Below are 19,338 nucleotides of genomic sequence, written 5' to 3'. Positions count from 1 at the left end.
GGGTCACTTCCCGCGGTAGGTGGCGGCTTCGACCGGGACGTCCAGGGTGATCGGATCGGATTCCTCGAAGTGCAGCTCCAGGGAGATCCGGTCACCCGGCAGGGGCTTGTGCGTGAGGTCCAGGAGCATCAGGTGATGGCCGCCGCGCCGGAGGTCGAGCGTGCCGCCGGCCGGTACCGGGAACGACTCGACGGGGCGCATGCGGTCGTCGACCGTCTCGTGCAGTTCCACGGTGGCGGCGAGATCGCTGGTCACGGCGGTGAGGGTGTCGTCGGCGCCCCCGCTGTTCCGGATGGTGAGGAAGCCGCCCGCCATGCGGGTGTCGACGGGCTCGGGGATGAAGGCGTGCTCCGCGCTGAGCGCGGGGGCGGCGTCCTCCGCGCAGCCGGTGAGCGCCGGGGAGAACGCGAGGAGGAGCACCCCGGTGAGGGCGGCGGCGGGTCGCGGCAGGCGGCGGTGCCCTGTCACGGGGTCTTCCCGGCGATCAGTAGCGGGAGGTCGCGCTCGAAGGTCTCGACGGTGGCGTCCTTGTTGTAGAGGACATGCGCCCGGTCGTCCCCGGGGAGAAAGGCGAGTACCTGGGTGCCGTGGGTGGAGATGATGTGGCCGTCCTCGTCCTCGTACGCCTCGTCGAGGTGCACACCCACGCTGCGGGCGCCCTCCTGGATCGTGGCGAAGTCACCGGTGAGGCCGACGAAGTCCGGGTCGTGACTGTCCAGCCAGGGGCCGAGCGATTCGGGCGTGTCGCGCTCAGGGTCGGAGGTGACGAACACCACCCGGAGCTCCTCGCGCTCCTCCTCGGGGAGAGAGTCAGCGGCGAGAGCGATGTTGCTCAGCGTGAGCGGGCACACGTCGGGGCAGTTGGTGTAGCCGAAGTACAGCAGGGTGGGCCGGCCCGCGGTCTCGGCGACCAGGTCGTACGGCGCGCCCGAGGTGTCGGTGAGCACGAGACCGGGCTTGGCGAAGGGCTGGTCCAGGACGGTGCCTTCCTCCTCGGAGGGGAGTTCGTCGGCGGTGCCGGCGGGGGTGCCGGCCACGCTGTCGGTGGGGCTGGTTCCGGTGCCGCAGGCCGCCAGCAGGAGGGCTGCGGCGGCCGTCGCGGCGGCGGTCTTGAGAGGGCGCAGGTGCATCAGGTGGTTCCGGGTCTTTCTGTGTTTCCCGGGGGCCGGTCGTGCCGGCGCGGTCCCGGGGTCCGCGGTGCGCGGTTGCCCGCGGGCCGGGGCTCATGCGGGGGCCGCACGAGCCCGGCCCGCCCGGGCACGGTGTGTCCCGGGCCGGGGGCCGGCACCGGACACGGGGTGGGGAAGCGGGAGAGGTCAGGCGCTGGTGCGGCGACGGCCCGCGAGCACGCCGAACGCGACACCGGCCGCGCCGACAAGGATGCCGACGCCGCCCAGCACCCGGGCCGTGGTGTCGCTGCTCCCGGCGGATCCGGCGGATCCGGTGGCCTCGGTGGCCGTCTCGCCGTGGTCCCCGGCCGGCGCCTCGTCGGCGTCGGTGTCCGCTGCGGCGGCGTCGGCGTCGTCGTGCCCGTGACCGTCGTCACCAGGGGTGAGCGTGAGAACGGCCGCCGGCTGCTCGGCGTCCTCACCCGGCTCGTCGATCCAGCGCACGACCTCACCGCTGTCGTAGGTCTGGATGGCCTTGAACACCATCCGGTCGGCGTCCTCGGGCAGACGGCCCATGGAGACCGGGAACTGCTGGAACATTCCGGGGCCGATCTCACCGCCGCTCCAGGTGATCTTGCTGGGAGCTTCGGTGATCCGGTTGCCGTGGACCTCCAGCGGTTCGTCGAGTTCGGCGGTCTCGACCTCGACGTCCCAGCCGGGGACGGGCTGCGGCATGACGGAGGCCACCGGGTACTCGGGGTCGAGAAACACCTCGACCTCGACGGTGGAGGCGTCGTCCCGCTCGTTGGGGACCTTGACATTGACGGTGCTGTAACCGCCCGCGGTGGTCTCCCGCGGGTCGATGGTCACGTGCGCGAGCGCGGGGGTGCCGAGGGCGAGCACGGCGGCGGTGGCGACGGCGGTCGCGGCGAGCAGACGGTTGCGGTTCATGACAGAGCACACTCCGGCGGAGAGGAAGGGGGGACAGGGCGCGCGACGACAGCGCACCCGTCCCCGGTCGGAGGTGGGCGCGTCAGGCCGCGAGGATCAGCTGTTCCGCCCGCTGGGGAGGGCCGCGCCGGATGACGCTGTCCGGAAGCATCGTGCCCTGGGTGACCGGAGTGGGACGGTGGTGGCCGGTGCCCGGCTGCGGGCCCGCCACCGGGACGAGGAGCAGAGGGCTGCTCAGCGCCCGGGTGAGCAGCAGGGCACGCCGCAGCACCGGCGGGATCAGCGCCCGGGGCGCTGACCGTGCCGACAGGCGGACCAGCTGCCACAGGGCTGCCTCACCGCGGCGCAGCAGCCAGCCGGCGGCCAGGGCGGCGAGGAGATGCCCCAGCAGCATGGATCCGTCGGCGAGTGAGGCCAGGCTCTCCCCGGTACCCGTCAGATGCCCGCCGGCCGGGCCGAGCCCGGCGTCGTGCCCCAGCCGGGCGGCGTCCGCGTTGCTCAGCCCGGCGGCGTGGCCGTGGCACAGGAGCGTGTCGGTGGTCTCCTGGGCCGGTCCGCCGTGCCCGGTCCGGCCGAGGCCGAACAGGGTGTGCAGCGCGAGCTGCGCGGCGGTGAGGAAGGCCGCGATGGCCGGCAGCGAGCGGCGCTCCCGCCCGGCGAGCACCGAGGTGACCAGGAAGACCAGCAGCCAGCCGGCGGCCAGTGAGCCCGGTGGCACGCCAGGGCCGGCCGCGAAGGTGTGGCCGGCTGCGGCAAGCACGACGCAGGCCGCGGCGAAGACCGCGGCCCGCAGCAGTCGCAACCCCGGGCCGGCACGCATGACCCCCACATCATCGCACCGCGGTCCCTGACCGGTGTGATCGCCCCGAAATCCGCACATCTGCTCCACAGATCACTCTGAATGGAGCATCGCTATATCGACTCTTCGGTTCAGTACATCCACCGAATGGGGGGAGTTGTGCCCACCCCACGCTTACGGTTGCCGCCGCTCGGCAATACCTGGGTGTGTCGGGCCGCGGCCGGGAGGTGTGCGTGACATCACGCATCCGCGGCTGATCAGCTGCGGCGACTCGGCCTCTCGCTGTGCCGCGCCGCGGGCGGAGAAGCTCTGGAAGGGATGCGGGATGAGCATCTGGTGGTCTCTCCAACTCCGGCGCGACGCGTCCAGCGTCCCGCTGGCCCGCCGGCTGCTGCTCGGCGCGATGGAGACGGCGGGGGTGGACGCGGACATCTCGCACGAACTCTCGGTGGCCCTGTCCGAAGCCTGCGCCAACGCCGTCCAGCACGGAGGCGACCGGTCACAGTTCTACCGGGTCACGGCCTCCATCCACGGAGACATGTGCCGCATCGAGGTCACCGACTCGGGCCCGGGGTTCCCGCCGGACGCCCCCGCCCTCCCGGCCGGTCAGGCGGACCGGGAGCACGGCCGGGGCATGCGGCTCATCGAGGCCCTCTCGGACCGGGTCCGGTTCGCCAACCAGCCCGGCAGCGGCGGCGCGGTCGTCTCCTTCGACAAGATCCTCAAATGGCGCGAAGACGCCCTCCTGCACGCCTCCTGACCCGCCCGCACCCTGCCTGACCTGCCCAGGAACCGGCCGCCCGGCCCCGCCTCGGCCGCACCCCCGGCCCCGGACCAGGCGGCCAGTGCACATGCAGTGCACACCGTTGCGGATTCCCCCTCGCCGGAGCCCTCGCCCTCACCTCCCCCCGACGCGAAGGCGGCATCGATCGCCCTCCGCGTCCGCGACTCGCTCGCCGGCATCAGATGCGTGTACGTGCGCAGCCTGAAGCCGGGGTCGGAATGCCCGAGGTACTCGGCGAGGGCTCTGATCGTCTCTCCCGCGTCCAGCAGCACGGAGGCGTACGCGTGACGGAGCGCGTGCATCCCGTCCTCCGGGGCAGCGGCGAAGCGCGGCGCCCCCTTCTCGCGCGGCGGTATCACCCCGGCCGAGACCAGGGCACGCTTCCAGTCGCCCTCGTTCAGCACGCTCCGGTGATACGCCTTGCCCTGTTCCGTGGTGAACAGCAACCGGAACCTCCGCTCCGCGCCGTCCGGCTTGGCCCACGGCAGGGCGATCTCCTTCGGCGGGTACGCCTTCATATGGGCCTTGAGAGCCCTCGCCAGTTCGTCGGGCATCGGGACGGTACGCACCCGCTCACCCTTCGGCAGCGACAAGACCATCGTGGAGCGCACCAGCTTGATCTGCCGGTTGACGCGTACCAGACGCTGCTTGGAGTCCAGGTCCTCGACCGCGACGCCGAGAACCTCGCCCTGACGCAGCCCGCACCCGAAGGCCACCTTCCCACCGCACTGGAACCGGCCCGGCAGACCAGCGATCACCGTACAGATCCGTGATGACGAGGTTGACGCGCCGGATACCGGGTGATGGATCCTGAGCCGCGAGCTCGTTGACTGGGCTCGCCGATGTAGCAAATTGGCGGCGCGCTCAGGTTTCAGTCATAGGTCCGGGTGATTTGTGGTGTGCTGTTCTATGTGGCTTTCATCATGAAAAACAGCACACCTGCGGCGGGCGCGGAGTCGCCGATGGCCCTGTTCAAGCAGTTGGAGCGTCGACCTGAGGCGCCGGACAAGCTCCATGCGCGCCAGCGAAGCGTCTTGGGCGCGTACATGGAGAAGCTCGGGAGCAAGGATCTGGCGTTCGAGATGCCCACCGGGTCGGGGAAGACCCTTGTGGGCTGCCTGATCGCGGAGTGGCGGCGTCGCAGCAAGAACGAGCGTGTGGCCTACCTGGCGCCGACCCGGCAGCTTGCCCAGCAGGCCGCCCGGTTAGCAGAGCTCTACGGCGTACCGGCGGTGGACCTGACCGGCAAGCACACGGAATGGGCTGGGACGGACCTGCGCTTCGTGCGGAAGCAGGCTGTGGCCTTCGCGACGTTCAACGCTGTGTTCAACTCCAGTCCGAAGATGGCACCGCAGGCCATCGTTCTGGACGACGCGCACGCGGCAGAGAGCCCGGTCGCTTCTACCTGGAGCGTGCGCATCGAGCGTCGCTGGGAGAGCGCGACGTATGACCAGGTCGTCGAGGTGCTCACAGGCTGCGGTGCCTTCAGCGCCGCCGTTGCAAGGCGACTGCATCACCGCACAGCGGGCCGCGTGTACCTCGCGGGCGTCGCCGAAACGACACTGGCCGCCTCGAAGCTGGAGCAGGTTCTAGAGCAGGCGCTGGTCTATAAGCCGCGGTGGCGTTTCGCCTACGAGAAGCTAGGGCACACCGGGCTGGCGGCGTGCCTGGTCTACGTGAACAGCGACGAGGTCTTCATCCGGCCGGTGGTACCTCCCACTCTGTCGCACAAGGAGTTCGAGGACGCTGCCCAGCGGATCTACATGTCAGCCACGCTCGGCACAGGCGGAGAGTTGGAGCGCGCCTTCGGACGACGGCGGATCGATCGGATCGAACTAGACCCCGTTGCTCTCGCCTCCGATGCGGAAAGCGACAACCCCGAGGAGGGCAACGGCAGGCGCTTCTTCTGCTTCCCCAGCCTCACCCCTGGCCTCGGCGACGACAGGCTTCACGGGTTCGTGCGCGAGCAGATCGACGCCTTCGGCAAGGCCCTGGTGATCGCCCGCAGCGAAAAGGAGCGCACGCAGTTGGTCAAGGTGGTGGCCCCGGTCGGCATGCCGCAGTGGGCCACGGGCGAGGCGGACGATGCTCCGGAGGAGTTCCGCGACGCCGAGCGCGGGCTGCTGGCTGCCGCCAACCGGTACGACGGGATCGACCTTCCCGGCGACACCTGTCGGCTCATCGTCATGCACGGTTGCCCGACCGGTGCTCACCTGCAAGAGCGGTTTCTCTACGAGAGCCTCGGGGCCGACACGGTACTGAACGAGCGGATCCGCACCCGACTCATCCAAGGAGCCGGAAGGGCGACCCGCGGCAGCGAGGACCGCGCGGCGATCATCATGCTCGGACGCGACCTGCAGCAGTTCTGCGCGACCCACCTGGACACCATGCCCGCCGAGATCCGCGCAGAGATCAACTTCGGCCTGGAACAGGAGGACCTCTCGGAGGCCGGACTACGGGAGGCTCTGGCTACCGTCTCCGCCGGGGGCGCCGACTGGGCCCAGGTCGACGAATTCGTCCGTGAGCGCGAACAGACCGACGACCGGCCACACCGTGTACCGGAGGGCACACCCCATTTGCAGACTGCAGCCCGATTTGAGGTCGAGGCTGCCAACGCGGCGTGGCACCACAACTGGGAAAGGGCCGTGGAACGCGCACGGAAAGCGATCGAAGCGCTCGCCGGCGGCGACAGCCACTACCGCGCGCTGTGGCAGTACCTCGCCGGGGCCTGGGCCGTCCTAGCGGCTCAAGGCGCAGGTGGGTCTCATTGGGCGGGAGTGGCGGGCCGGTCCTTCGATGACGCGCGCGTCTCCGCACAGGGGACACAGTGGCTGAGCGAGTTGAACCTCGACGCGATAGCCCTCCTCACTCCGGACAGCCAGGCTGAGGTAACCGCGCTCGACCCCCTGGACGAGTGGGTGATCGACCAAATCGCCGACCACGCGCTGCGAACCGATATGAAGCCGCTGGCGCTGGAGCAGAAGATTAGGGACGGGCTGGGGCAGACCGACAGCACCCTCTTCGAGCACGGCTTGATCGCGCTGGGCGAGCTCATGGGAGCCGAAGTCCTGCAACGCTCCTCCGCGCACTCTGAGCCCGACGCCGTGTGGATGTTCGGCGAACACTTCTGGCTCGCGATCGAGGCCAAGTCCGGGGCCACAGGCTCAAAGATCGCTTCCAGAAAGGTACGCGAGGCACTGACGCACCTGAACTACGCGGCGGGAGTAACCGATCGTGAGGTCCCCGAAGGGTCGGTGATCTTGTTCGTCACCCCCCAGACCGATGTGGCCCATGACGCCAGGCTGGTCGCGACCGGCAGGCCGTTGTTCCTGGTGACGCCCGAACCGATCCAGCAGATCGCGGAGCGAGTGCTGGCCGCCTGGGGAGCGATCCGGTCCCAAACCAGCCGGATGGAGCCCATAGATGCCCGGCCTGTCGTCGCAAACCTCCTCAGCAAGCGACAGGCTCTCCCCAGCCAGTGGCTCGCCCTGGTGACCAGCCTCCCGATCACCGTGGCATAGCGCACGGTCATCACCTCGCCAGTGCCGCCGCGCCAACGGCCACGGTGGCGGATGTCACTCCACGGGCGTAGCTGGCCCTCGGGACTGATAGGGCCACCAGCAGCTCGTCCGTTCCCACCAACCCTTTCCTGCGAGCGCGACCACGCATCATGTCATGACAGGAGGAGCAGGGAGTCCCAGGCGGTGGTGGGGTCGGAGAGTAGTCCGGTGTGGTCGGCGAGGGCGAGGGCCACCCCACCGGCGCCGGTCAGGAAGCCGGGGTTGTCGAACCGGACGCCAGCTTCGATGTGGGGGAAGCCGAAGGGGCGGTCGGGGTCGTGGAGTGCGGTGATGTGCTCGGCCGCTTGTGCCGCCACCGCCGGGTGGCCGGTTCGGGTGGCGGCTTGGAGGGTTCCGGCTGTTCCGTGGCAGAGGGTGGGGCCTTCAGTGTCCCAGGCGGTGGGCCGGCGTTCGGCAAGGCGGTCGATGGCGGTGCGTCCGGCGGTGGTCAGGGTCGGGTCTGTCAGGGCGTGGCCGGCGAGGGTGAGGGCGCGACCGATGCCGGGGGTGCCGTAGCACCAGGCGTCGCGCCTTCCGGGTGAGCGTGGGGCGACGGGGGTCGGTGGGTGGTCGAGCGTGTCGCCGCTGATGTGTGGTGGCCAGGAGCCGTCGGCGTCGCGGTGGGTGGTCAGCCAGGTGGCGGTGGTGCGAATGGCTTCTGCCTGGCCGGGGACGGTGCGGCCGGCGGTGTAGGCGATGGCGAGCAGGGCGAGCGGGCCGGCGGCGCCGTGGGAGAGGCCGGTGGTGGCGGCTCCGGAGGCATGAACGGTGACGCCGGACGGGTGGTCTTCGGCTGGCAGCCACCAGCCGGGGAGCTGGCCGTGCCGGGTGCGGAGGATGGCGGTCAAGGTGGTAAGCGTGGCGGTGAGGCCCGGTTGCGCCTGCTTGCGGTGGCCGGTGGCGTGCGCGGCGAGGAGTACGCGGCCGATGCCTGCCAAGCCCTTGATGGCGTCGTAGACCGCCCAGGGTGCGCCGGGTCTTCCCTGGGCGGTGCGCCGTTGCTGGTGAAGGGCGAGTCCTTCGGCGCGGGCGGACAGCCAGGCGGTGGCGTTGCGGGTGGTGTCGGCGTAGGAGCCGGGGTCGGGGAGGTAGGCGGTGCCGATGATGAGGGAGGCGGCGAGGGCGCCAGGGCCGGTGTGGATGCCGTCCGGTGGGGTGTTGCGGCCGAGGCGGGCTGCGGCCTCCCAGTGCTGGGCGGCGGCGGTGGCGAACTGCGGGTCGGCGCGGGCAAGACAGGCGTGTAGCAGCGCGGTTCCGGCGAGACCGTCGCAGAGGGTCGCGGCGGCCTGGGGTGTGAGGGACGCCGTGACGCGTTCGGGGTCGCGGAGGGCGTGGGCTACCGCCAGGGCCTGCCGGGCCGCTTCGTCAGTGCTGGTGGGCATGGGCGTGGAAGAGGTCGGTGGCCAGGGAGCGGGTGACCCGTTCGTGGGCGGGGTCGGGTCCGAGGAGGCGGTTGCAGTGCATATGGACCAGGTCGGAGGCACAGAGGTCGGCCACGTCGGGGTCGGTAAGGGTGGGGCGGTAGGCGGTGAGCGTCTGGTGTCGTGCAGCCATGGCGTCGGCCAGGTCTGCGGGGATGAGGGAGGCCGGGTCGGTGCGGGTTGTGCGCAGGCGGGGCCGGAGGGTTTCGCGGGCGCGGCGGTCGGCCGCGGACAGGCCGTGACCGCGCAGGGCGAGGCGGGGCTGGTCGGCCACCGTGCGGGCGATGTCCGCCGCCGATGTGGCCGCGATCAGCAGCCGGTCGGGTAGCGCGTCGGTCAGAGCAAGGCAGCGCGCGGCGAAGGCGCTGTCGGCGGCGAATACGTCCTCTGCGGCGCCGATCGCGTCGGGGCCGCCGTAACGTTCGGTCTCCGGTGCGTACGGTTCGAGCACCATTCCTCCGGCGAGATGCTCGGCGGCGAGCGTGGTGCACCAGGTGGCCAGCAGCGGGAGGACGTGGGCGGCGAGGGCCTCGGGGGCGCCGTGAACGCGGATGCGCAGATGGTCGCCGAGGGCGGGTGTGTGGTAGCGCAGCCAGAACCAGCGGTGGATGTGTTCCGTTGCAGGGGCGAGGACTTCGGGAAGCTGACGGAGCACGCTCTCCTGGTGGACGGCGGGGACCGGGAGGGCAGCGGAGAGCCACGGTCCGCCGGGCAGGTGTCTGGTGGCAGGTCCGGGACGCGGCCGGGTGCGTGGGTCGAGGTGCTGTGCCGAGGGGCCGTGGCGCCGGGTGAGGTTGATGACGAGTTCGATGACGTGTCGGCCGTGCGGCCCATCGACAGGCGCGTCGGTGGTGCCGGGTTTGCTCAGGGGTTCAGTGAGGGCTCGGGCTCCGCGTCGCACAGACCGTCGTAGGAGTTCACGGTCCTCCTCTCGCCGCAGGTCCAAAGGGATCTGCCGGTCGGACTCCTGGACCACGACGATGTCCGGCGGGGCGGGAACGGCGTCGGCGAGCCAGGCGGTCAGCGCCTTGGTCCAGGTGCGGCGGTGGGCGGGGGCATCGATCAGGTCTTCGGGGAGTCGCCACCGGGCCGGGTCGAGGATGACGCTCCGGTAGCGGACGCGGGGGGTGTACGGGGCGTACGCGGCCGGTCCCCACGACCAGGTGTGCCAGGGTCGATGTCCGGCGTGGCCGATCAGACGGAGCGTACGGGCGGCCGGGGGCAGCAGGTCGGCGGCGAGGCGGCTGAACAGCACTGGCCGGACAGGGCGTTGATGCCGGGCGGACCAGATGACCAGGTGGTGGCCGGCGGAGCCGACCAGCAGATCCTCCGGGAGCAGGTCTCCCTTGCGTGGGGGCACGCCGAGGGGGATGCGGCGCAGGGCGAATCCGGTCTCGACTGCGAGTGCGGCGGTCGGGCCGGTGCGTGGGCGGCAGACGATCTCGGCGACCATCGGTGCCCCGTCCGCCGCGTCGGTACTGCTGGGGGCGAGTTGGGGCAGCCAGGGGGCGAAGCGCCCGGCGGCCGTGCCGGCGTCCTGGGAGCCGGCGTCACAGACGGCCAGCCGCAGCTGGTCACCGTCGTGCAGCAGCCGCACGTGGATTTCGGCGGTTGCCGGTGGTTCGGCGCGGACGCCGTGCGCGAGCCGGTGCGCCAGTTCGTCGTCCACGGTGATCTCCGTCTGTCCCCGTGCGGTGGCCTGGGCCAGCAAGCGGGCGAGGAGTGCGGCGCGGCGAGGGTCGAGGTCGCCCTGGGTGGTGAGGTCGTCGGCTTGGCCGGGCGGACCGATGCCGGTAGCGGGGTCGACGACCTCCAGCAACGGCACCAGCCGGTAGCGGCCGTAGGCGCGCAGGAACTTCTCGTGGTACTCAGCGGCGGGGCTGGTGAGCTGGCTGATCTGCCAGAGGAGGCTGGCGGCTTGTGCTGTCTGTTGCCCGAGCGCGTGGGGCAGGACGAGGGAGGCGTCGGCCAGGGTGTCCGTGGTCAGGGGGCGTTCGACCGTGGCCAAGGCGTCGGCCGCGTCGCGGGCGGACCGCAGCAACGGAAGCCGCTCGGGCGTGCCGGGCGGCAGAGCGTCAGCCCCGTCGAGCAGTTCGCGCAGTCGTTCCAGATCCCGGCGCAGCGCGGCGGCGGGCGGAAGCCGCGCGAGGAGATGGCCAAGCGGATCGGCGCGTATGGAGCCGGGGAGGAGGTCGGTCAGCAGGAAGCCGGTACGGATCATCTGCCGCACGGTGGCGCGGATCGTCGCCTCATCGACCGCCTGGTAGCGGGCGGTCATCCCGCCCAGTACGCGTGCCCCCGGCGCACCGTCGCGGCAGATGTCGAGCAGCCACAGGGCCACAACAGTTGCGCGGATGCTGCTGCGTTGGGGCTTGGCGCCGGTGGATGCGGGGTGTTCGGCCTCCAGCCGGTCGCCGCGCCGACGCACCAGGTTGTTGGTGGTCAGGGTCAGAGAGAGCAGCACGTCGCCGGTGTCGAGGAGCCGGTCCGCGACGGTCGTCAGCCAGGCGGCGCTGGGCGTGGTGATCGCCCGGTGGGCCGCGCCGAGGCGCAGCACGGCCGGCTGGTCGGCGAATCTGGCGGGCGCGACGGCTGCGAAGACGCCGTGCGGGGTGGTGCGGGTGCGGGAGCGGATGTCGTAGGCGCGCCGCGTGGCCGCCGTGCGCGCGTCGTCGGCTGCGGGGGTGGCCTCGGCAGCCTGTCCCATGGCGCGGCTGGCCAGGAAAATGCCCTCGGCCAGCAGGCCGGCGCTTGCCTCCTCGGGCACGGAAACGGCCGGGCGCAGTGGGATACGCGCCAGGGCCACCGGCTGGTGGCGGAACACGCTTCGGACCATGACGCGGCTCCCGGGACGAAGGCGGTCCTGCCGGGTGCGGCGCACGCCTGGTGCGCCGCACCCGGAGGGGGAACTGGACGGCTGCTACAGGGCGCTGCACCCCAGGCCCGGCACGATGGGGCCGTCCGGGGTGGCGCAGCCGGTGGTGTGGCCGGTGGTCGGGGACTGCCCGCAGTTGTCTCCGGTGCACGGCTCCGAATCGGCAAGCGAGGGGTTGAGCAGAGACAGGTCAGTGGTGCGGGCGTCGAGATCGAAAACGTCGTCGAGGACGGATGCGGTGCTGTGTGGCGTCATGGCTGTCAGCAGCTCCTTCGCACGAAGGCAATGGTGGGATGGGTCCTCCCCGGCGCGTATGCCGGGAAGTAGCGAGGGGGCCAGGGCGGTGAGGCGGCGCGGCGTCAGGGCAGGGCGATGACGAGCCGGGAGTAGCGGTTGTCGATGACCTGCCCGGGGGCGAGCTGATCGTCCGGGGTTCCGGCCGGGTAGACACGGGCGACCGGCTCCACCGAACCCCGGTGGCCGCCGTCGTCCCAGGCACGGATACGGTCCGCGAGGCGAGCAGCGAGCCGTTCCCGTTCCGGGCCGTAGGCGTGCACGCCGAGTTCGAAGCCATCGGCCGCCGGGCGGATGGTGAGGTAGGCGAGGGTGCCGGCCTCCCAGGTGGCGGCGGCGGCGATGGTCCAACCGGACAGCCCGCGCTCCACACCCCGCGCGCTGGCGTAGATCCTCGCGCACGGCGCCAGGGTGCTGACCAGCCAGAGGTCCAGCGAGGGCAGCACGCCCTCGCTTCCCCGCAGGACCACGCCCGTCCAGACGGTGCTGCCCTGCCCGGCGGCGAGGGCGGCTCGCAGCGCCTCGCCGTCCGCCTGCTGGTCGTCGCTGAGGCCAAGCCGCACGTCGCCGTCGCTGAGGTCAATGGTGTGGCCGCCGTGGCGGTTGTCGCCCTGCATACCGACGAAGCCGCACCGGGTCTGGCCCCGGCTGACCAGGTGCCCGTCCTCGTGCTCGAAGGAGAAGACCTGGTGGATGCCGCGGAAGCTCAACGGGACCACCAGCCGACCGTTCTCGGCGAGTTGGGCAGACCAGGCCGGGGGCACGTCGGGCGCCTGGGCGGTGACGACGATGGCGTCGAAACCGCCGTCCGGCGCCAGCTCGCCCGCGCCATAGGTGCCGTCGGCGCACAGCACCGTGACCCGGTCGTCGTAGCCGGTCTGCGCCAGCAGCCTGCTCGCCCGCTCGGTCACCTCCGGGTCGATGTCGACGCTGACCACCTCGCCGTCCTTCCCGACCACTTCGGCGAGCAGGGCGGCGTTGTAGCCGCCGGACCCCAGTTCCAGTGCCCGCATGCCCGGCCCGAGTCCGGACAGCTCCAGCATCCGGGCTTGCACCCAGGGGGCGGACACCGAACTGACGGGGTGGCCGCGGTCGTTCGTCTTTGTGATCACGGCGTCGTCGGCGTACGCCTCAACCGGCGATGCCTGTGGGGCGAAGACATGGCGCGGCACCGTGCGGAAGGCGTCCGCGACGCAGTCGCGGCGGATGTCTCCCTGCTGGCGGAGCGTGTCGGCCAGGGCCTCTCGCAGGGCGGTGATGTCGGCGGCCTCGGGGGTGGTCTGGGTCGTCATTGTGCGGAGTGTAGTCACGCGATTGCTCCTGATTGCGACGTGTTTCGGCCAGGCTGGCTACGCTGCGGGGGCATGCCCGACGAGGTACGGCACACCCGGGCCGCCGTCCTGCCTGCCGGCCCCGGGGTCGGTGGCGAGGACGTTCAGGGCGGCGGTGACGCGCCACTCGGTGTACGGGGCGACCAGGCTCCGCAGCCCCACGGGCGCGACCCAACGCGCCGACGCCAGCTCCTCGTTCAGCGTGAACTGGGTGTCCGCGGCCAGCCGCCCGCCGTCGAAGACCACGTTCACGCCTTCCCGGCTGGTGCCGGCGGCGGGCATGTGGTGAACGACCAGCACGCGGCCGGGAACGATGCGCAGCCCCAGTTCCTCGCGCGCCTCCCGCTGGCACGCCACAGCGGCGGGCTCGCCCGCATGGGCGCACCCGCCGGGCAGACCCCACCGGCCCCGCCCGGCGCAGTACGTCTTCTCGACCAGCAGCACCTGCCCGTCGTCGTTGCGGAAGAGGGCCAGCGCTCCGAGGCGCCGTCCGGGAGGTGAGGTGAAGTCGGCTTCGTTGTGCACGGTCGGTCTCCTCGGTCTGTCGGTCGTAGAAGGCTGGTGCCGCTTCCTCCGGGCCGGGGAAATGGAGGTCACCGGCCCGGAGGAAGCGGGTGATGCAGGCCCGCTCGGGGGTGCGGGCCCGGCCGTTCCCTGCCGGACGTGGGACAGGCAGGGCGGCCGTCATGGGTGAATCAGACAGATCAGGAAAGCGGCGTACCGTCACGGCAGCGGCTGCCCGGAGCGGCGCGCGCAGCGCCCTGCTCGTCCGGGTCATCGGCGAACGGACGGTCGGGCGCGGAAACCGCCGCGGAAGCGGTGGCATCGCCGACATACAACACCGCGCCGATACCGACCAGATTCGCCGCGATCATGACGGCGCCGGCGAACCGGCCGTCGGCCGACGGCAACTTGCGACGGTGACGCCCACTCATCGGCAGACCACCCCCGCCGCAAGCTCGCCCCAGACGACCTTTCCCCACCGCTTGGAGTCCGTGCCCCAGCTGACGGTCAACGCCTCCACCAATGCCAGGCCGCGCCCGCGGACCTCGTCGTCACCGGCAGCACGCCGCACCGGCCGCGTGCGGGACAGGTCCACGACCGCGATCCGCACCCGGCCCGGCCCCACCCGCGTCAAGGTGACCCGGACGTGGTGGCCCCTGGCGTGCTCGACGGTGTTGGCTACCAGCTCGGTGACGACCAGCTCGCCGTCCCCGGCTATCCCATCCAGACCCCACGCGGTCAGGGCGGTGCGCACCAGCGTGCGTGCCCCTCGGGCGCTCTTCGCCGCGCGCGGCAGGGTTCTGCTGTATCTGGGTCGCTCGGTCAGTCGGACAGTGGCGGTGATGGTCATCAGGACCTCGTGGTGGTGAGCGGCGGTGGCTGCTGCTGCCCCGGCTCGGGGGCCGAGTGCGGCGTCCTCCTCTCGGTCGTCGGTGCCGTCCGGTGCGGCGGCAGGTGTCCAGTTCAACGAGCGACAGCCGGGGAGCGGGAGGAAAACCGGTCCGCCCGTGCAGTGCGGCCAACCGGAAATTTGCGGGCCGAGCGGTTCAGCGGAGCGCGATGACGTGGCTACCGTGAGGCTGTGGAGGGCAACGAAATCCTCAAGCAGCGCATGGATGACGAAGGGTTCACCCAGGCTGAGCTGGCCGAAGCCGTCAACGCCGACCTGCGGGCCGCCGGTTACGAGGGCACGGTCAGCGACCGGACGGTCCGGAACTGGCTGACCGGAAAATCCCGCTGGCCGCACCAACGGCAGCGGGCAGCCTTAGAGGCAGTATTCAACTGCCCGGTCACCGAACTGGGCTTCGTTCCCCGAGGAGACTCCTCGCGTTCGGTACCGGAGGACCCCGTGCATCGCCGCCGCTTCATAGGCGCCACCGCCGCAGCCGCCGTCGCTGCCGTCAGCGCCGCTCCCGCGTACGCCGTCCAGCCCCGCGTCGGCATGAGCGATGTGCAACGACTGCTCAGCAAGTTCGCCGTCCTCGTCGCCAGCGACCACCGCTACGGCGGCAAGCTCACCATCGAAATCCAAGCCTCCGCCCTCGCCGGCGAAGCCCTGGCCCTGCTCGCGCGCGGCACCGCCACCCAGCGGGTGCGCGGTGCTCTCTACGGCTGCGCGGCCTCCTTCACCTCCAGCGCCCTGTGGGCCGCCATCGACGGCCGCCGCTTCGACGCCGCACAGCGCCACTTCGACCGGGCGTCCAGCCTCGCCTCCATGTCCGGCGACCCCACCATCGCCTTCCGCATCTGGTCCCACGCCGGAAGCCTCTACCGCCACATGGCCCGGCCGGCGGACGCCCTCGCGGCCAACGACGTCGCCCGCCGCCTGCCGATCGCCCGCCGCGACCCCCTGTTCGCCTCCCTCGGCCACGCCCGCCACGCCGCCATCCACGGCCTCACCGGCGAACACCGCGCCGTCCGCCAGGCCCTCGGCCACGCCCAGGAAGCCCTTCAGCAGGCCCGCAGCGGCGAACAGCGCCCGGTCTGGATCAACGCCTTCTACGACCAAGCCGAACTGGAAAGCCTCGCCCTCGCCGCCTGCCTCTCCCTCGGCGCCTACGACGAGGCCGAGGCCCACGCCCACCGCAGCCTTGCCCTGCTCCGCCCCGAGATGCAGCGCTCCCGCGCCATCACCACCGCCCGCCTCGCCCACGCCCAGCTCGGCCAAGGCGACATCGAACCGGCCGTGGCCACCGCCCTGTCCATCCCCGCCGACCCCACCGGCCAGCACCCCCGCGTCACCACCATGCTCGACGACTTCGGCAACGCCCTGCGCATCGCCGCCCCGTCCAGCGAACCCGCCCGCACCTGGGACCAGTACACCCGCGCAAACCCGAGGAGCCCGCAGTGACCTCAGACGCCATCGAGCTGCGTCACGCAACCGACATCGACACCGTGTGGACCACGCTCATCGACGTCTACGCCGAGGTCCGCGCCGACCAGCTCCACCAGCCCCACTACTCCGTCGAACGCTACGGCGAACGCCTCGCCCGCCACGGCGCGGAACCAGGCTGGGAAGCCGTCATCGGCTACGACGGCGACGAACCCATCGGCTACGCCTACGTCAACACCCTCCAGCCCGACGACCGCTGGTGGAAGCGCATGACCACCCCCCTCCCCGAAGGCTGCACCGACACCCCCACCGTCGCCCTCAAAGAGATTATGCTCCGCATCCCCTGGCGCGGCACCGGCTCCGCCCGTCGCATCCACGACGAACTCCTCGCCCACCGCCCCGAGCAACAGGTCACCCTCCTGGTCAACCCCCTCAACGGCAACGGCAAGGTCAAAGCCCTCTACGAGTCCTGGGGCTACCACCAGATCAGCACTCAACAACCTTCAGCCGACGGTCCTATCCTCACAGCCATGCTGCGCGCTATTCCCAAGCCCGCACCGACCGAATAGCCAGAAGAATCACCTGCCGGACGGGCATCGCCTCATCGGGTGCCATGCCCCGAAGCTTTCGAGGAACTTTCATGCCGTACGAATCCGCTCACGACCTACCGTCTTTCATCGAGTTGAAGCAGCAACTTAAAGGGGTCAAGCTGTTTCAATTCTTGATCCCCAAAGAAAGGCGACTGAACGTCGAGGAGCTTCAAGAGCAGATCCAGCGTCTTGGCGACCTGGCAGATCGGTTCTACGTCGTACTGGGAGAGCGAAACTGGATCTTTCACGATGACCTTTCGATCACGAAAATCGAAGAGATCTTGAACGATGCACCAGACGCCGCTACCGCCGAGGCGCGTCTCATTGGCTACTACCAAAATGAGAATACGCTGAAGTTTATGATGCTCCGACTTAGGAGCATGGACGCTTTGCGCAAGCGCGAGCATCTCGTTCGGTATGCACTGGACGACTATAAGGCTGGGCGATACTACGCATGCACTCACGTACTGCTGAGCGTGATGGATGGATTCGTCAACGAATTTGAAACTGTTAGGCGTGGCCTTCACGCCAGAAAGCCCGAAGAGCTTGACGGTTGGGATAGCATCATTGGTCACCACAGAGGGCTTGCGAGGGTCCATAAGGTCTTCACAAAAGGCAGGACCAAGCCGAACGAGAACCCCGTCTATGAGCTTCATAGGAACGGAATCGTTCATGGCAGTATCCTCAACTTCAATAATGAGGTTGTTGCTACCAAGGCATGGAACTACCTGTTCGCCGTTGTTGACTGGGCGAAGGCAAAAGAGAAGGCCAGTCGGCCAAAGCCGGAGCAGCCATCGTGGGCTGATACCTTCAAAAAGATCGCCGACAATGGCCGAGTGAAGCGCGCACTTGATGAGTGGCAGCCCGAGAATCTAGGGAAGGACTCCGATGGCTTCACCAGTCACAAGGCTTACGAAGCGACCGACCGGTTTTTGACGTCCTGGAGGAATAAGAATTACGGGGGCATGGCACAGTCAGTAAATAATCGCGAGCGGGATGCTCACGGCAACGGTTTTCCTCGACTGATTAGACAAAGCTACGAAGGTTTCGACCTCGAATCCTTCGAAATCAATTTCATCGATCATCGGACTGCGGCCATTTGTGTCGTGAGCGTGAAGCTATTCATGGCTGGCGGTGAGGAAAAAGAAGGGAAACTTCGCTGGGTGTACGAGAGTCCCGATGGAGAACCAACCCCCTCATCAATGGACGGGGAGTGGCATTTGGTGCACTGGAATTACTACATGGTTGCCGGTAGGACTTGAGGTAATTCGCGAAAGCCTGGCCACGATCATGCTGTTCCCCTGGTGCGACCACCCCGCCGCATCTGCAGGCCGTAACGTTTCGCGTCTTGCTCACCATCTGGCGGCCGATGTGACGCGGTCGGCAAGTCGGAGGACGGTGGAGCCAGTCCGGTAGTCCGCGATGAGCTGCGTGGCGGTTCCTGGTCGGCGGCAGGGTTCGTCCTGCGGGAGCGTTGAGCTGGGGTCGGGAAATTTGGCGAGGAGGGCTTCGAGCGCGTCGGCAGGGTGGTTGGGTTGTAGTGGAGTGGCGCAGGGTCTGCCGCTGGGGGGAGTGCACATCTGGTGCACTCGGGGGTCGAAAACCGTGCTGACCAGTGGAAACCTGCGGAGGGGGTTTGCACTGGTCAGCGGTGGTTTTCGGGGTGAAGGGGCAGGTCAGCGGGGACCGGGGGTCATTTGATCCTCAAATGGCGCGAAGACGCCCTCCTGCACGCCTCCTGAGGCGATCACGGCCCGCTGACCTGCATCGGACGCTGTCGGCACAGTCTGACCTCGGCTGTCCCTCCGAAGAACTCCTCGACGGCGACCTCGACCGCACCGACTTGAGGGACTTCACCCTCCGCAAGCAGCTCCTCTGGGAATCCGACACCGCCACCCCCAGCGAGGTGCGCAGCGTCAGGGGACGGAGATGACAAGCCGGGAGTAGCGGTTGTCGACGACCTGCCCGGGGGCGAGCTGTTCGTCCGGGGTCCCGGCGGGGTAGACGTGGGCGACGGGTTCCACCGTGCCCCGGTGGCCGCCGTCGTCCCAGGCGCGGATGCGGTCCGCGAGGCGTGCGGCGAGACGTTCGCGGTCGGGGCCGTAGGCGTGCACGCCGAGTTCGAAGCCTTCCGCTTCCGGCCGGATGGTGAGGTAGGCGAGACTGCCGCCCTCCCAGGTGGTGGCGGCGGCGATCGTCCCTCCGGACAGCCCTCGCTCCACCCCCCGGGGGAGCTGGTGTGGATTCTCGCGCAGGGTGACAGGGTGCTGACCAGCCACAGATCCAGCGAGGGCAGTACGCCCTCGTTGCCGCGCAGGGCCACGCCCGTCCAGACGGTGCTCCGCTCCGAGGAGGCCAGCGCGGCCCGCAGCGCCTCGCCGTCCGCCTGCTGGTCGTCGTTGAGGCGGAGCCGCAGATCGCCGTCGCTGAGGTCGATGGTGTGGCCACGCGCCACTCCAAGTAAGGGGCGACCAGGCTCCGCAGTCCCACAGGCGCGCCCCAACGCGATAGCTCCTCATGGAGCGGGAACTGGGTGCCCGAAAGCCAGCAACCCGCCGTCGAGGACCACGTCCACGCCCTCCCGGTCGTCCCCGGTAGCGGCCACCGCGGTCTTCAGCTCGCCCTGGAGGACCTTCGCGCACCGCTTGCGGGCCGTGCCCCAGCACATGGTCAGCGCTTCCTGCGGCACGGCCCGCGTTGGTTGTGATCCTCGACCACCCCGGAGGGTGGTCGCCACCCGCTACGAAGGCTGGCGAGACGGAGCGGGCATCAGCTGGTTGCGATCCTC

18 protein-coding genes and 1 pseudogene are annotated in these 19,338 nt (G+C 70.1%); 5 read left to right on the top strand and 14 right to left on the bottom strand.

The window, feature by feature from the left end:
- Window positions 1–3: 3 nt before the first annotated feature.
- From PJ985_RS01180 to PJ985_RS01165, 4 genes are all read right to left on the bottom strand, one after another.
- The gene (locus PJ985_RS01180) at window positions 4–468 is read right to left on the bottom strand and encodes a copper chaperone PCu(A)C (protein WP_443033347.1); all 465 of its coding nucleotides are present in this window, start codon (window positions 466–468) and stop codon (window positions 4–6) included.
- A complete protein-coding gene (locus PJ985_RS01175) occupies window positions 465–1,130 on the bottom strand; it encodes an SCO family protein (RefSeq protein WP_271681568.1) in 666 nt (221 codons plus the stop codon). The genes PJ985_RS01180 and PJ985_RS01175 overlap by 4 nt, the downstream gene beginning before the upstream one ends.
- A 186-nt stretch (window positions 1,131–1,316) precedes the next feature.
- Window positions 1,317–2,060, bottom strand: a complete 744-nt coding sequence (locus PJ985_RS01170; RefSeq protein ID WP_271681567.1) for a YcnI family copper-binding membrane protein — start codon at window positions 2,058–2,060, stop codon at window positions 1,317–1,319.
- Between the two features lie 82 nt (window positions 2,061–2,142).
- On the bottom strand, window positions 2,143–2,880 hold the full coding sequence (locus PJ985_RS01165; RefSeq protein ID WP_271681566.1) for a hypothetical protein: 738 nt from the start codon (window positions 2,878–2,880) through the stop codon (window positions 2,143–2,145).
- 304 nt (window positions 2,881–3,184) lie between these two features.
- On the opposite strand from PJ985_RS01165, the gene PJ985_RS01160 reads away from it, so the two are divergent.
- Window positions 3,185–3,619 carry an ATP-binding protein gene (locus tag PJ985_RS01160; protein ID WP_271682052.1) on the top strand — a complete coding sequence of 145 codons (435 nt, stop codon included), beginning with the start codon at window positions 3,185–3,187 and terminating at the stop codon, window positions 3,617–3,619.
- A 263-nt stretch (window positions 3,620–3,882) separates the two neighbouring features.
- On the opposite strand, the pseudogene PJ985_RS01155 reads toward PJ985_RS01160, so the two are convergent.
- A pseudogene (locus PJ985_RS01155) lies at window positions 3,883–4,359 on the bottom strand (tyrosine-type recombinase/integrase); the annotation flags it as partial.
- A 183-nt stretch (window positions 4,360–4,542) separates the two neighbouring features.
- Here PJ985_RS01155 and PJ985_RS01150 point away from each other — a divergent pair.
- Entirely contained in the window at window positions 4,543–7,164 is a 2,622-nt protein-coding gene (locus PJ985_RS01150) for a DEAD/DEAH box helicase (protein WP_271681565.1), read from the top strand.
- A 152-nt stretch (window positions 7,165–7,316) separates the two neighbouring features.
- Here PJ985_RS01150 and PJ985_RS01145 read toward each other — a convergent pair whose 3' ends face one another.
- The 7 genes from PJ985_RS01145 to PJ985_RS01115 form a co-directional block, all read right to left on the bottom strand.
- Window positions 7,317–8,585, bottom strand: a complete 1,269-nt coding sequence (locus PJ985_RS01145) for a lanthionine synthetase C family protein (RefSeq protein ID WP_271681564.1) — start codon at window positions 8,583–8,585, stop codon at window positions 7,317–7,319.
- Window positions 8,569–11,460 (bottom strand): lantibiotic dehydratase, encoded by a 2,892-nt coding sequence (locus PJ985_RS01140; RefSeq protein WP_271681563.1) that lies wholly within the window; start codon window positions 11,458–11,460, stop codon window positions 8,569–8,571. Before PJ985_RS01140 ends, PJ985_RS01145 begins: the two co-directional genes overlap by 17 nt.
- An 84-nt stretch (window positions 11,461–11,544) precedes the next feature.
- Window positions 11,545–11,754, bottom strand: coding sequence for a hypothetical protein (locus tag PJ985_RS01135; RefSeq protein WP_271681562.1), 210 nt, complete (start codon window positions 11,752–11,754; stop codon window positions 11,545–11,547).
- A gap of 104 nt (window positions 11,755–11,858) precedes the next feature.
- The gene (gene fxlM / locus PJ985_RS01130; protein ID WP_271681561.1) at window positions 11,859–13,085 is read right to left on the bottom strand and encodes a methyltransferase, FxLD system; all 1,227 of its coding nucleotides are present in this window, start codon (window positions 13,083–13,085) and stop codon (window positions 11,859–11,861) included.
- A 57-nt stretch (window positions 13,086–13,142) separates the two neighbouring features.
- Window positions 13,143–13,649: an NUDIX domain-containing protein gene (locus PJ985_RS01125; RefSeq protein WP_271681560.1), complete on the bottom strand. Its 507-nt coding sequence runs from the start codon at window positions 13,647–13,649 to the stop codon at window positions 13,143–13,145.
- Window positions 13,650–13,828: 179 nt separating this feature from the next.
- Window positions 13,829–14,035, bottom strand: a complete 207-nt coding sequence (locus tag PJ985_RS01120) for a hypothetical protein (protein WP_271681559.1) — start codon at window positions 14,033–14,035, stop codon at window positions 13,829–13,831.
- Between the two features lie 20 nt (window positions 14,036–14,055).
- A complete protein-coding gene (locus tag PJ985_RS01115; protein ID WP_333909820.1) occupies window positions 14,056–14,595 on the bottom strand; it encodes an ATP-binding protein in 540 nt (179 codons plus the stop codon).
- Window positions 14,596–14,709: 114 nt separating this feature from the next.
- Between PJ985_RS01115 and PJ985_RS01110 the strand changes: the two genes are divergently transcribed.
- From PJ985_RS01110 to PJ985_RS01100, 3 genes are all read left to right on the top strand, one after another.
- Entirely contained in the window at window positions 14,710–15,978 is a 1,269-nt protein-coding gene (locus PJ985_RS01110) for a helix-turn-helix domain-containing protein (RefSeq protein ID WP_271681558.1), read from the top strand.
- On the top strand, window positions 15,975–16,529 hold the full coding sequence (locus PJ985_RS01105; RefSeq protein WP_271681557.1) for a GNAT family N-acetyltransferase: 555 nt from the start codon (window positions 15,975–15,977) through the stop codon (window positions 16,527–16,529). The genes PJ985_RS01110 and PJ985_RS01105 overlap by 4 nt, the downstream gene beginning before the upstream one ends.
- A gap of 71 nt (window positions 16,530–16,600) precedes the next feature.
- A complete protein-coding gene (locus PJ985_RS01100; RefSeq protein ID WP_271681556.1) occupies window positions 16,601–17,812 on the top strand; it encodes a hypothetical protein in 1,212 nt (403 codons plus the stop codon).
- Window positions 17,813–18,466: 654 nt separating this feature from the next.
- Here PJ985_RS01100 and PJ985_RS01095 read toward each other — a convergent pair.
- Both PJ985_RS01095 and PJ985_RS01090 read right to left on the bottom strand, forming a co-directional pair.
- Window positions 18,467–18,829, bottom strand: coding sequence for a hypothetical protein (locus PJ985_RS01095; protein ID WP_271681555.1), 363 nt, complete (start codon window positions 18,827–18,829; stop codon window positions 18,467–18,469).
- A gap of 236 nt (window positions 18,830–19,065) precedes the next feature.
- Window positions 19,066–19,239, bottom strand: a complete 174-nt coding sequence (locus tag PJ985_RS01090; protein WP_271681554.1) for a hypothetical protein — start codon at window positions 19,237–19,239, stop codon at window positions 19,066–19,068.
- Window positions 19,240–19,338: the final 99 nt, after the last annotated feature.

The sequence above is a fragment of the Streptomyces sp. ACA25 genome (assembly GCF_028200735.1).
In the GTDB taxonomy this organism is placed as follows: domain Bacteria; phylum Actinomycetota; class Actinomycetes; order Streptomycetales; family Streptomycetaceae; genus Streptomyces.
Note: the sequence above shows the minus strand (reverse complement) of the source record. Positions and strands in the feature narration are given on the sequence as shown.